Origin of the sequence: Alteromonas abrolhosensis, from assembly GCF_001953635.1 — a bacterium.
Lineage (GTDB): Bacteria > Pseudomonadota > Gammaproteobacteria > Enterobacterales > Alteromonadaceae > Alteromonas > Alteromonas abrolhosensis.
Window position 1 is genome coordinate 216,411 of record NZ_MEJH01000004.1, and the last position, 14,158, is coordinate 230,568.

The 14,158-nt window shown below is 44.1% G+C and carries 9 protein-coding genes; 4 read left to right on the forward strand and 5 right to left on the reverse strand.

The window, feature by feature from the left end:
• Positions 1–4 precede the first annotated feature (4 nt).
• Positions 5–1,249, reverse strand: coding sequence for a hypothetical protein (locus BGK61_RS08400; RefSeq protein WP_014997850.1), 1,245 nt, complete (start codon positions 1,247–1,249; stop codon positions 5–7).
• A gap of 350 nt (positions 1,250–1,599) precedes the next feature.
• Here BGK61_RS08400 and BGK61_RS08405 point away from each other — a divergent pair, with 350 nt between their 5' ends.
• The gene (locus tag BGK61_RS08405) at positions 1,600–2,097 is read left to right on the forward strand and encodes a M48 metallopeptidase family protein (RefSeq protein WP_076011376.1); all 498 of its coding nucleotides are present in this window, start codon (positions 1,600–1,602) and stop codon (positions 2,095–2,097) included.
• Between the two features lie 136 nt (positions 2,098–2,233).
• Positions 2,234–2,653, forward strand: coding sequence for a CBS domain-containing protein (locus BGK61_RS08410; protein WP_076011375.1), 420 nt, complete (start codon positions 2,234–2,236; stop codon positions 2,651–2,653).
• Between the two features lie 102 nt (positions 2,654–2,755).
• On the opposite strand, the gene BGK61_RS08415 is transcribed toward BGK61_RS08410, so the two are convergent.
• Together BGK61_RS08415 and BGK61_RS08420 are read right to left on the reverse strand one after the other, a co-directional pair.
• Positions 2,756–5,797 (reverse strand): efflux RND transporter permease subunit, encoded by a 3,042-nt coding sequence (locus tag BGK61_RS08415; protein ID WP_076011374.1) that lies wholly within the window; start codon positions 5,795–5,797, stop codon positions 2,756–2,758.
• Between the two features lie 3 nt (positions 5,798–5,800).
• Positions 5,801–6,883, reverse strand: a complete 1,083-nt coding sequence (locus BGK61_RS08420; RefSeq protein ID WP_014997854.1) for an efflux RND transporter periplasmic adaptor subunit — start codon at positions 6,881–6,883, stop codon at positions 5,801–5,803.
• Positions 6,884–7,092: 209 nt separating this feature from the next.
• On the opposite strand from BGK61_RS08420, the gene BGK61_RS08425 reads away from it, so the two are divergent.
• Both BGK61_RS08425 and BGK61_RS08430 read left to right on the forward strand, forming a co-directional pair.
• Positions 7,093–7,707: a TetR/AcrR family transcriptional regulator gene (locus tag BGK61_RS08425; protein ID WP_014997855.1), complete on the forward strand. Its 615-nt coding sequence runs from the start codon at positions 7,093–7,095 to the stop codon at positions 7,705–7,707.
• A gap of 506 nt (positions 7,708–8,213) precedes the next feature.
• On the forward strand, positions 8,214–10,307 hold the full coding sequence (locus BGK61_RS08430) for a TonB-dependent receptor (protein ID WP_014997856.1): 2,094 nt from the start codon (positions 8,214–8,216) through the stop codon (positions 10,305–10,307).
• A gap of 95 nt (positions 10,308–10,402) precedes the next feature.
• On the opposite strand, the gene BGK61_RS08435 is transcribed toward BGK61_RS08430, so the two are convergent.
• Positions 10,403–10,894 carry a GNAT family N-acetyltransferase gene (locus BGK61_RS08435; RefSeq protein ID WP_076011373.1) on the reverse strand — a complete coding sequence of 164 codons (492 nt, stop codon included), beginning with the start codon at positions 10,892–10,894 and terminating at the stop codon, positions 10,403–10,405.
• 92 nt (positions 10,895–10,986) lie between these two features.
• On the reverse strand, positions 10,987–14,157 hold the full coding sequence (locus BGK61_RS08440; RefSeq protein WP_076011372.1) for an efflux RND transporter permease subunit: 3,171 nt from the start codon (positions 14,155–14,157) through the stop codon (positions 10,987–10,989).
• Position 14,158 lies beyond the last annotated feature (1 nt).

Consider the following 14,158-nt stretch of genomic DNA (forward strand, 5'->3'; position numbering starts at 1 on the left):
CCCCCTAGAAGCTAAAGCTTAAAGCGAGGAAAAGGGTGTGTACTACACCGTCTTCATCGTCGACAACTAGGCCGTCTCGGGCGCGAAGTCCCGTGCCTCTAGCTTCCACATCGGTTCGCTCAAGCTGTACTTTAAAGGCGAGGTTTTCTCGCAAGTCCCAACGCCAACCTAAAGAGAGGGTTTGTTGATCGTGCGCCAGGCTACTCGCTACTTCTTCAACAAACATGGCTAACTGCGCGGTACTATCGTTAATAGGGAAGCTGGGTTGTTCCTTACTCAGAAAGTATGTATCTGTCTCTGCAAATGAATACAAAGCGTAAAATGTATGTGCGCCGTAAAGGTAGCTCAGGTTTAAGAAACCGTTAAACGAGGGTCTTAAGGCAATTGAATTAGAATCAATGTACGACAATTCTCCAGAAAGCTCCCACGCATTAAAAAAGCGGTTGAAGTAAACGGATGTATATTGAATTGTGGTATTTTTAAGGCTTACTTCCCTAGAAAAATCACTGGCCCCGCTCCATAAGGGCTGTAACTGTGCGACAGACGCGGCCACAACTGCTAGTTCTTCGTAGTCGTTATCCGCTTCAGTTTGAGTGTGTTTAAAAGCCACACTCCAATCAAATGAAACAAGCTCGACACCAATTGAACGCAAGTTATTAAAAGCTATGGGGCTGTAACCATCACTTGAAAAGTCACTTTCTCCACTTCCCCAAAAGCCTTTAATCATCAGATTGAAACTGTCGTAAGGTTTCGTGTAATTGATATCTCCTCCATCAAAGCTTCGCGCAGGCACAATACCGTAAACTTCCGTAGGTACTTTTACCCATGGATAGGCAATGGAAACATCTCGAGTGTCGCTGAAGTGAAAGATATCGGCCGCTAAACGCCCAGCTCTTACTTGCCACGAAGGAGAAATGTCGTATCTTAGAAAGGCCATTTGAGTTATAGAATCGAGATTTTGCTCATCCTGCTCTCGATAGACAAATTGACCTACGAAGTCCAAATCATCTGAAATACTGTAATCGAGCTGTACGCCAATCAAACTCAACGGTTTGAATGCAAAACCGTCTTTTTTTGCTAATTCCGCCTGTGAACGGTCGGCGCGAAACTGGTATCTGTTTGAATCGGACGTTGCTGTTGCGATAGTGCCGAACCCACTTATTTTTACATTTTCTTTTTCAGCATAGGCGCTATTAACGGTAAGGAAGCTGAACACAATAGCGACAATAGAGAAGGGCTTTTTAATCATTAATACATATCCAAATTTAAGCTAGTTTCAGCTAACATCAAAAAATCACACGTCTAAAGCTGCTGGTTTAAATAAGGATAGTAAAAAAACAGGAAAACGTCTGAAAAGTCAGCTTTTTTTATTTTTATTGTTTAATGCCTAAAGAAAGTAAATGGTACCATTGAATATAGTTTTTAGTGCATATCATTTAGTGTGTTTACTCGCTCTTCCAGCACTTGTGCTGCAATGGAAACGTCTATAACTATCCACTCATCATTCAGTAGGGTGCTCTTTAATCAGAGTTGTTAGCAGCTAGTGCTATTCTCCGTTTCCATTTGCTTTATAATCCACGCGGCAAAGGAGAAATAAACGTGAACGAATATGCTCGGTATTTTAATGGCTACCCCTCTAATATTGTTGACCAAGCGCTTAAGTTAATTTCAAGCAACCAGTTAATTACTTACCTCTTAAAAAAATACCCGAATGCCCATGATGTAACGACAGATAAATTGCTCTATCAGTATGCTACCGGTTTGAAAAAACGGTATTTGAAAAATGCACCACCGTTTGGGCGCGCAGCATTCAAAAAGCAAGGCGATATGATAACGAATGCACTAGGTACGCATACCTATCGAATGCAAGGGAAAACCCGCAAACACGATTTGGCGATCAATAACGATTTACTCAATGCCCCTGAGCCCCTGTTAAAGGCGCTTGTTGTACATGAACTCGCCCATTTTAAAGAAAAAGATCACAACAAAGCATTTTACAAACTCTGTTGTTATATGGAGCCTGATTATCATCAACTTGAGCTAGATTTACGTTTGTTTTGCGTCGCTTTGGCTATGGGAGAAAACCCTTACGCATAGGCAGAATTTTCTACCAGTGGGGCTCTTAAATCTCCTATGTGAGTCAGTAAAACTAACTTATTGCTGGGTGGTTTCTATAATTGAAGCAATGTAATAGCGCTATTCAAATGTATGAAGTAATAACGAGGATGTGCAAATGAGTATTGTAAACATCATGTCTAAGCGGGTGGTTAGCGTGCATATGGATGACAGTTTACAGTCACTGCGTGAACTTTTCGCCGCGACGGGGTTTCATCATTTAGTTGTGGTTCATGGAAACAAGCTGCAGGGCATTATATCTGATAGAGACTTAATGAAGTCGATTAGCCCTTTTGTAGATACCCTAAGCGAACGAAAACTTGATCGCGCTACTTTGGTTAAAAAAGCGCACCAAATCATGACTCGTGAAGTCATTACACTTAACCCAAGTGACTCTGTTTATTCGGCTATTGAGCTTTTTAATACCCACAAAATTTCATGCATTCCGATTATCGACAAAGATAGACATCCAGTAGGAATGGTGTCGTGGCGCGATGTCATGAAGTTCATGCAAAGTAGAGTAGAGGCAAAACGTTAGCTGCCTGGGTAACGCCAAAGGTAATAGTCACGGTGGAAGGGGATGTGCCTCTCTACCAGCGTAAATAAATATTGCGGTAGAGAGACCGTTAGTATTGAAGCGTTAGCTCTCGCGGTAGCTAACTTTAAACAGCAGGCTGTAAAGCACCGGTACGGCGATAAGAGTAAGTACCGTGGCAAATGCCAATCCGCCCATTATGGTTACTGCCATGTCGGCAAAGAATGCATCGAACAGCAGTGGTGCCATACCCAAAATAGTCGTTACAGCCGCCAATGATACAGGGCGAACACGGCTAATAGTGGCGTCTACAATGGCTTGTCGAATGGCTAGGCCTTCTTCTATTTGAAGATCTATTTCTTCTATCAAGACAATGGCATTTTTAATAAGCATACCGAACAAGCTCAAGAAGCCCAGTAGCGACATAAAGCCAAACGGCATATCAGTACTGAGTAAGCCGGTAACTACGCCCACTATAGCCATGGGAACGACTAGCCAAATAATCAGCGGCTGGCGAGCATGGCCAAATAGCAATACTGAAATAATAAACATGACTAAAAAGCCAGCAGGTAAACCTGCGCCCAGCGCTTTTTGCGCATCGCTAGAGCTTTCAAATTCGCCGCCCCATTCCAACGTATAACCCGCAGGTAATTCAATACCTTCAATAAGCGGGCGAATTCGAGCCAATGCTTTGGCAGCAGTTTCGTCGTCACCCGGTTCCGCTTCTACCGTAATAGTACGCACGCGGTCGCGGCGGTGAATGCGCATTTCTTCTGTCATTAACTCTAAGCCTTGCGACACTTGAGTAAATGGTACGTACTGGCGCTGCTGCGTAGACCATACTTGCGACTCGCGTATTGATTGAAGTTCAGTGTCTTCTGCTTTACCCATCTTTGCGATGATATTATAAGCGTAATCACCATCTTGTACCGTACCAAGTCTTACCCCGCTACTGGCATACTGAATGGTTTGGCTAAAGTCATTATGTGATACGCCAGCAATGCCCGCGTTGTAGTTATCAAACTGCGTATTGATAGCAAAGCCTTTTTCACGCCAGTTGTGACGCACGAATTTTACTTGTCCGTCAGCAAAAAGCAGAGCCTTTGCTTCATCAGCCAACTGGCGCAATATTTCGGTATCTGGGCCAGAGAAACGGGCCTCAAGTTTGGCACCAGAGCCAGGGCCAAACTGCATGCGCTCCATATAAAAGCTAGCATCGAAGTCCAAGTCGGTTAGCTTACCTGCAAGAGCGCTTTGAATAGCCGGAATATTTTCCAATTCATTAGCTCGAACCATGAAAAAGGCATAGTTTTCATTCGCGCTTTTAGGTGCATAAGTTAAGGTAAAGCGGTCTGCACCTTGACCAATAAAAGTAGTTACAGCCGTCACGTTCTCCATTTCTAAAATACGTGCTTCAGCTTCTTTTGCTATCTCTTCTGTGGCACGAATATCTCTATCTTGTGGGCCCCAGTAGTGTACAAAGAATAGAGGTGCGTTTGACGGTGGGAAGAAGCCTTGTTTTACCATACCAAAGCTTGCGTAAGCTACAATGGTAATAACTAGTAGGGCACCAATAGTTACCCAGCGAAGCTTAAGTGCACCGAGTAATGCACGCTTAAACCAGCGCTGCGATGCAGAGAGTTCGTTCCCTGCGGTTTGGCCTATACCTTTGCGGTAGAAATACGCGCCAAGCACTGGCACTAAAGTTACCGCGAGTACCCAACTTATCATGAGTGAAACCAGTACTACGGCAAATAGAGAGTAAAGAAACTCGCCTGTGGCATCGTTGGAAAGGCCTATGCCAGAAAACGCCGCAATACCAATAACCGTTGCGCCAAGCAAAGGCCACTGAGTACGCTTAACAATAAAACTGGCAGATTCTTTAGCTGTAGAGCCGGTAGCCATGCGAAGCATCATACCTTCAGCAACGACAATGGCATTGTCTACCAACATACCCATGGCAATAACCATGGCGCCAAGTGAAATCCGCTGTAGCTGAATATCCATAAGCCACATGATTAGAATCGTACCTAGTACGGTGACAAGCAGCACAGAGCCAACCACCACGCCCGAGCGCCAACCCATAAATAAACATAGCGTTAACGTAACAACTGCCACCGACATAACGAGGTTGTTAATAAAGCCAGTTACCGATTCATCAACTACCGAGGCTTGATCGTAAATCGGCGTAAGCGTAATGCCGACTGGCAGTTCCCGAAGCAGTTTTTCTACTTTTGCGTTAACGCGCTCGCCCACATCAACAATATTAACGTCGGTCAAGGCTGATACGGAAAGCGTGAGTGCCTCTTCTCCGTTGTAACGTACTTGCACAGGCTGTATATCGGCAGGCTCTAATTTTAATGTGGCAATATCGGCAACTCGAAGGGAACGGTTTGTACCAGGCACTACCACAGAAAGGTTCGATATTTCTTCAAGCCTATCTGGTGCGCGCTCTACGATTAGGCGTACGTTTTTTTCGTCAACTTTAATACGGCCGCCGTTAAAGGGGCGTAAGTTGTCTTCAAAAAGCGAAGCGAGATCGGGGAATGAAATGCCTAAACCAGCGAGTTGATAAGGGTTTATATACGCGACTATTTGCTCTTTTTGAACGCCAGTCACATTTACCTTTGCCACACCTTCAGTAGTCAGTAGTTCACGTCGAATGATTCGCGCAAACTCTCTGAGCTCCCGGGTATCAAAATCAGGAGCACTTAATGCATAGTAAAGTCCATATACGTCACCAAAATCATCAAATACCACCGGGTCTTGTGCGCCTGTTGGAAGTGAACTTGCCGTATCGCGAAGTCGCTTTCTCAATTCATCCCAAATTTGCGGCAAGAGCTTACTGTCGTAAGTACTTTTTACTTCTAATGTAATTTCAGATAGGCCTGGCGAGGAAATCGATGTGACTTCTTTCAACTGTGGCATTTGTTGAATAGCAATTTCCAAGCGCTCGGTTACTTCACGCTCAACTTTTTCAGCGCTGGCGCCTGGATAATTGGTGTATACCTTTACCTGTTTGATGGTAAAAGCAGGGTCTTCTAAGCGGCCAATCTTGCTCATCGCCAATATGCCACCTAAAAGCAGAATAACTACCATTAGCCAAATGTTGACGGGCTTATCGATAGAATAACGTGCGATATCCATAAACTACTTCTCTCCTCGATAAGGAAGTACTTTCATATCTGCACGCATCTGTGTTGCTCCAGCAGCCACCACTTGCTGGCCAAGTGTAATTTCACCTTTGTTCTGACCTTCAATAATCGCTAACTCATTTTCAATATGCTTAACGTTTACAGACTGTTTGGTCACCGAGCTCGACTCGCTGTTAAACACCCAAACGGCAAAACCAGAATCTTTGTCACCTACAAGCGATCTGACAGGTACAACAAAACCATCAGGATATAGACTACCTTGTAAGCTGACTTTCACTACTGCTCGCGCGCCCGGAGTCAGCGGTAACTCTTCGCGTGGCTCCATGGCAAATACGACTTCGTAGGTTTGTGATACGGGGTCAGGCTGGGTAGAGTGCTCGACGTAGTTTACTGGATACCACTGATTGCGACTTGTAGCTAAAGTGGCGCTAGCTTGTTTGATCCCACGACCAATATTGGCCGTGAGCAGGCGCTCAGGAACGTTAATATTGAAATAGATTTTAGATACATCTTGCAGGCGAGCAATCGGTGTACCAGCGGCAACAAAGCTGTTATTTTCAACAAGACGTTGAGACACTTTTGCGTCAAAAGGGGCGTAAAGTTGCGTGTAGCTTAGGTCTTGCTCTGCATTTTTTAGGTCTATCACTGCCAGTTCGTAAGACGTTTTTGCAGTATCAAGTGAGCTCTGCGCGACCAGCTTTTGGGCGAACATTTTCTCAATTCTGTCGAGTTCACGTTTAGCTTGGTCTAGGCGTGTCTTCGATTCCTCTACACGGCGTTCAAACGGTTTGCGATCGATAGTAGCCAGTAGCTTTCCTTTATTGATATCGCTACCCGTCACCAAGTCGGTTTGAATGAGTCGCCCAGACACTTCAAAACTTAAATCGACGGTTTTTACAGCCGATACCACCGCAGGGAAGGTAAATTCGTCGAAGTCGGGTATGTTGCTAACCGTAGCGAGTTTGACGTATCGGGGTGACGCCTTGGATTGCTGCTCGGCAGGCTCTTCAGAAGAACATGCACTTAAGGTGGAAATCGATAGAACGCTTAAAATCAAAATGTGAGAAAATCGCATCATGGACATAGGTGTGTGTAATCCATTGTCAGGGTAAATAAAGTATAGACTTGTAAACCCAGGTAGCGACGACATGCCAAGCCTTTGCCGGAATGGTCACTACCTAAAGTAAACTGGTGAGTGCATTTTAGTGTGGTCTCATTGAAAAGTAAACTGTTCGGTGTAAAATGAGCTGGGTAAAGTAGCCAGTAACTAATTTTGAGAATTTCTATATGGTAGGCAATACACGTACGCGTAGTGACATTAAACGCGAAGCCATTATTCAGGCAGCAACACAGGCATTCCAAGAATTTGGCGTGAATGGAACCAGTATGGACAAGCTTGCTGAACTGGCGAATGTGTCTAAGCGCACCGTATATAATCACTTTTCTACAAAAGAAGAACTTGTGATGCATTTGGTCACGCAGCAGTGGCAAACGGCAATTTTAAATATAAATAAAAAGTATGACGCGACACTAGGGCTCGATGAGCAGCTTCAAGACCTAATATTACAAGACATCGAATTCATGGTGAGCGAATCGCATCTGGATTTAGCGCGTGTGGCTATTGGTCATTTTTTCTATGAGCCTGAAAAGTTAAAAGATGAAGTTGCGCAGTTGAAAGCACAAGAAACGGCAATGCATCGCTGGTTAAAAGATGCAAAAGCGGATAACAAACTCGCCTTTGATGATTTGGAGCGGGTAGTCGATGAAATTGATAGCTTGGTAAAAGGGCAGTGTTTCTGGCCTCAATTGTTCAAAATTGAAGATACACTTAGCGATAGTGATAAAAAAAGCTTGGCTAAAAATACGGCCGCGTTAATCTTAAGCCGCTATGCTATTGCATAACGGCTACATCATTCCACCTACTTCCATTCGCTTTTAACCACTCAATAGCACTGTAAACCTGCAACCTCACAAAGCGCATCCTTCCTAGCTGTTGCGCGCCAACGCCCTTACTTAGTTCAACGAACCTAGCTGCAAGAGCATTCTCAGCGTAATTCATTTTTTGAAAAGCGCTTTAGTGTCTTCCTACTAAAATTCGACCAATCGAATCACTCACTCTTAGCGGGCAAATGAGCCCTCAAAACGTAATCTTTGTGTCTTATTTATACAATTAAGGCGATTTTCCACCTTATTCATCCAATAAATTAAGAATTTTTATAAAGAGTTTTTAAATTTTATCGCTTTAGGTCTCGTCATTTAGTCAAAATTTTTATAATATCCCGACCAAAAATAACAACTATTATTATTTGCAATTACAAAGTGCGGCACAAAACCGCGTTTTGATAATAGGGGTTAAGAGATTTTTGAAAGTAAACACACAAGACTTACAGAACACTTGGAGAGCAATTTTGAAATTTAAACTTACTAGTATTGCTACTGCGATAATTCTAAGCCCAGCTGCGTTTGCCGCTGACATGGAAGATATTGAGAGATTGACCGTAGAAGGTAAGTACCTTTCAGTTAACCAGTCTAACTCAATTAAAAGCCCAACACCTATCATCGACGTGCCACAAAGCTTGTCGATTATGACGGCTGAAGAAATTACTGCTCGCGGTATTACTAGCGTTGGTCAAATCATAGATTACACGCCAGGTGTTAATACATCGCAAGGTGAAGGTCACCGCGACTCTGTTGTATTCCGTGGCGTGCGTTCTACTGCAGATTTTTACTTAGACGGCAATCGTGACGATGTTCAGTACTACCGTGCACTTTATAATGTAGAGCAGGTAGAAATTCTTCGTGGTCCAAACGCGCTACTATTCGGTCGCGGTGGAACGGGCGGTATTTTAAATCGTGTATCTAAGAAAGCGAAAACTAGCGAGACATTTGTAAATTACAACGTGTCGGCAAATACTTTTGGCGCTTACAACTTACAATTAGACACAAACGTTGATACGGGCGACAAGTCAGCATTGCGTATTAACGCCATGTACGAAAGCCTAGACAACCATCGCGACTTTTTCTACGGGGATCGTTACGGTTTCAACCCAACTGCACGCTTTGAACTAAGCGATGACACAATTGTTGATTTGTCGTATGAATACATCGATCACGAGCGTTTTATTGACCGCGGTGTGCCAACAGCCAACGGCGAGCCAGTTGAAGCGTTTGAAGACATTGTTTTTGGTGATCCAGAAAACAACTATCAAACCTTAGGTGCCGATGTATTCCGCGCAAACCTACAACATACCTTCTCTGACAACTTAAAAGGGAACTTCAACGCGTTTTACGGCGACTACGATAAGGTTTATTCAAACTTTTATGCCGCAAGCTACGACGCAGAAGCTAATCAGGTTACGTTAGACGGCTACGTTGACAACACCCAACGCGAAAACGCTATTCTTTCGGCAAACCTTGTGGGTGAATTTGCAACAGGCGATATCGAGCATACGGTTATCTTCGGCGGTGAATTGATTAACACCAAATCTAATCAAGATCGTTACAATCCAGTATTTGATACGCGAGTAGGTGATCCAGACAAAAGTAATGACCGAGAGGTTTTTGATATTTCTCGTCCACTTGCTTTCCGCGGGCTTACTGGAACAACAAGTGCAGGGCTAACAACCACTGCTGTGTTTAGTGATGTTAATGACGATACACACGTAGACCTTGATGTTTACTCATTCTACGTTCAAGACGAAATTGCACTGTCAGAGAACTTTGACCTTGTTTTAGGCGCGCGTTTCGATAGCTTTGATATTGAAGTGTTTAACGTTGTTGCAAACGAAACACGCAGCAGAAAAGACGAAGAAGTGTCGCCACGCGCAGGTCTTGTGTATAAGCCTCAGGAAAATATCTCAATCTACGCAAGCTACAGCGAATCGTTCCTACCTCGCAGCGGCGAGCAATACGCGAATATCAACGGCAATGCTGATGCGTTAGACCCTGATACGTTCACTAACCAAGAAATCGGTATTAAGTGGGACTTCAGCGAAGGTATGAGCTTTACTGCCGCAATCTTTGAGAATGAGCAAACGTCTTTAGATAACGATCCAAACGACGCAGAGCGCTTTGTAGAAGTAGATTCAGACGTATCTGGATTTGAACTTCAGCTACAAGGCTACATTACAGAAAAGTGGCATGTTACTGCTAACTACAGCAACTTAGATGGCGAAAATGCTAGCGGCGTTGAACTTCGCGAGCTACCTGAACATACCATGTCTGTATGGTCTACATATGAAGTAAGTGATGTGTTTGGCTTCGGCATAGGCGCTACTTATCAGGACGAAAGTAAAGTAGCGACAAGTGCTTCATCGCCGGTACTACCTAGCTATACACGTGTTGATGCGTCTGCTTACTACACGCTTAGCGACAAGATGCGCCTTCAGTTAAACGTTGAAAACCTGACTGACACTTTATATTTCCCTAATGCTCACTCTACGCATCAGGTAACAGTAGGTGCGCCGATTAATGCGCGTCTATCGTTGATTGGTTCTTTCTAAACTAACCATCAACAGTTAATACATTAATTAAAAGCCATTCGTAAAAGCGAATGGCTTTTTTGTATCTCAGCTAACGGTATTCAGGGTTTTGTAATTTATTCGCCTTGCTTTGCAAAGTCGATAAGTGTCTGTCCATCCATTCGATAGCCTAGCCATTCACTCTTGGGTTTAGCACCAAGCGATTCATAAAAATCGATAGCGGGTTTGTTCCAGTCTAATACGCTCCATTCGAAACGACCACAGTCGTTGTCTACCGCAGTTTTAGCTAAGTGTTGCAATAACGCTTTCCCAGCACCCATACCACGTGATTTTGGTGACACGTACAAATCTTCAAGGTAGAGGCCATTTCGACCTTGCCACGTTGAGTAATTAAAGAAATACACAGCGAAACCAATGGGGGCATTATCGCTTTCACACATCACACAATGCGCTGTCGCGCCTTCTCCAAATAACGTTTTCAGTAGCGCTTCTTCAGAAGCTTCTACTTCGTGTTCTGCTTTTTCATAAATAGCCAACTCAAGTACGAACTGGCGAATTTGCGAAATATCGTCAGGCGTTGCAGGTCTAATTGAAATGGTGTTATTCATGCTAATTCCCCGTCAAAAATAATAAAAAAATGAGCCAATAAAGGCTCATTTTAAAAAAGCTGCAAGTTTGTATCTTTTATCAAAAATAAAAGCTAGTCAATTTGCCCACTTGGCTGAGGTACATGCGTGTGCGTAGCGCTAGTGTCATTGGTAGGCTTTTTGCGTACAATTTTTCTCTTAATAAACGTAAATGGACCACGTAAATCAAGCAGTATTAAGTACAAACACGGTACCAATATTAGTGTCACAAGCGTGGCGTAGAGTACGGCAAAGCCCAAGGCTGCTGCCATTGGTACAACAAACGCGGCCTGAAGGCTTGTCTCAAACATGATCGGCAATACGCCCACAAACGTGGTAATTGAGGTTAGGGTTATCGCTCTAAAACGAGCTGTACCAGCCTCAGTCACTGCTTCTTTAATGCTGTAGCCTTGAGCACGGCGCTGGTTTACAAAGTCAGTCATAACCAGTGAGTCGTTGATAACAACCCCTGCGGCAGCGATTAGGCCAAAGTTAGACATCATAGATAAGTCTAAACCTAATATGAAGTGACCAAAGACTGCTCCGGTAAAACTAAATGGGATAACCGACATGATAATAAGAGGTTGCCCATAACTTTTAAGCGGCACAGCCAGAAGGATATACACCATGATCATGGCGGCCAAGAAAAACAGTATTTGCTCGTTTTGTTGAGCTTGCTGCTCTTCAATGTCACCACCAAGCTCAGTCATAACCGATGGGAATGATTCTTTTAACTGAGGAAGTAGTTTCTCGCGAATTTCAGTAACGACTTCATTAGGTTCAATCTTTTCCTCATCGATGTTGCCCCAAATGTAAACGCTGCGATATCCACCTTCACGGCGAATATAACTAATGCCCGGTTTTTCTTCTAAGGCCACTACGTCACCCAGCATAACTTCCTGTCCATTAGGCGTGGTGATCAGTGAGTACTTCAGATCAGCAAAGCGTTCGCGGGTAAGCTCTGGGTAGCGAACCATCACTTTCACTTCTTCACCATTTCGAATAACGCGCTGGGCTTCGCCACCGTAGAAGCCAGCACCCACTTGAGAAGCAATGTTAGAAAGGGTAAGCCCCAAATCGTACGCCACCGGAAGCAAAGTCATTTGCACTTCTTTACTGGGCGGGTCAATAGTTGAACTTACGTCAAACAAGCCTTCCTGCTGTTGCAGCATTTCAATAAATTTAAGACCTGCAGCGTTAAGCGTGTCGATATCAGGACCAAAGAGCAAATATCCAAATTCGCCGTCATCGCCATCACCGTTTACGTCATCAACTACGGTAAACGACTTCATGCCGGTAATTTCAGGAATGGCTTCACGCCAGCGACGGGCAAGTTCAAATGTATCGATAGGGCGGTCTTCTTCATTAACCAGCGGCGTTAAAATTCGACCCTCAGTTCTGTCATCATTAAAGGCAAGACGGTCTCTTATCATTCCCTGGCCGAATTCATCAATGATCTGCTCTTCAACGTCTAAAATAGTTTGCTCAACAATTTTAAGCGCGTTGATGGTAGCCAAGTCAGAGACGTTCTCGTTCATTTCTATTTTTACGCTAGGGAAGTCGTGAGGTACTTTAGGATTTGGCACCATTCGGACGTAGTTAGCACCAATTAGGCCCATGCTTAACATTAACAGTGCGACAAACATCATCAACACTGCCCAGCGCCACTCAATAGCTCTTTCAACGGTGCGCTTATAAGGCCCATTTACGAAAGCGAAGAAGCGCTTGTTAAAACGCGCGCGCCAGCTATTTTGCTTCACAGGAGAGAACTTGGTGTGAGCTAAATGCGCCGGTAAAATTAGCTTGGATTCAACCAAGCTGAATGCCAAACACAAAATAACCACCACAGCGATATTATAGAAGAAAGCACCTTCAGGCCCGCTGCTTAGCGTAAACGGAGCAAACACAGCGATAGTGGTTAAAACACCGAATGTGGCGGGCGTAGCTACGCGCTTGGCACCGCGGATAACATTGTCAACACCACCACCTTTGCTCTCAATTTCGGTGTAAGCACTCTCGCCAATAACAATAGCATCATCAACGACAATACCCAGTACCATTATAAACGCGAACAGCGAAAGAATGTTTATGCTCACGCCGAAAAGGGGCATTAACATCATTGCGCCAAGGAAACATACGGGTAGTCCAACCATAACCCACACAGCAAGCCTGAAGCGCAAAAACAGCGTGAGCATAAGCGCGACCAGAATTGACCCTTGTACCAAGTTTGACAGCATCATGTCTAAACGGGCGTTAAGGTAATAGGTCATATCAACCAAGATTTCTAAGCTCACTCCTTGAGGAAGGCTTTCGTTTTTTTGGTCAATATAGGCTTTTACGGTTTCAGCCACCGGAATGGTGTTTTGGGTTTTAGTGGCTTTAACGGCAATGTAGATAGCGTTCATGCCATTGTATTTAAAGTAGCGCTCACCCTCAACGAACCCATCGTTGATATAAGCTACATCGCCCAAGGTTACCTTAGCGCCGCCGGTGCCAATTTTAATAGGGATTTGCTTAAACTCATCGCCGCTGTAGTACTGGTTTTCAACACGTACAGACACGATACCTGAGTTAGTTCTAAGTTGACCTGCGGAAATATTGGCTGAATAGCTATTAATTGCCTGTGTAACATCGCTAATGGTCAGACCGTACTTTCGAAGCGTGTCGGGCTTAATTTCAATGGCAATTTCATCATCAGGCGTATTGGCTTCTACCAAAGAGATAGAGCCAAGTTGTAGAAGCTCATCTTCCACCTCTTTTGCCAGTATCTTGAGTTCTGATAGGGGCAAGTCACCAACAATAGGCATTTCAATAACTTGCTGCTGGAATTCTACCTGAGAAACATTAACCGGCTCCATGCCCGCAGGGAAAGTCGCAATGCTGTCTACACGCAATTTTACCTTATCAAGCACATCCGTAAGCTCGGCTTTGGTGTCAATTTCCAGTGTAACTGCACCGCCACCGCGAAATGCACGTGAAACCGTACGCTTAATTTCCGTAATGTCTTTTACCGCTTCCTCAACCTTTATGAAGATACTTTCTTCAATTTCTTGAGGTGAAGCGCCAGGGTAGTTGGCCTCAACGGTAATGTAATTAATCTCGATGTTGGGAAACATCTGACGTTGAATAGTAAAGTAGCTCGCGATACCCATGATGATAATAAAAACCATGAGTAAATTGGCTGCCACAGAGTTTCTGGCGAACCAAGAAATAATGCCGCTTTGAGTGTCGTTGTGGTTTTCCATG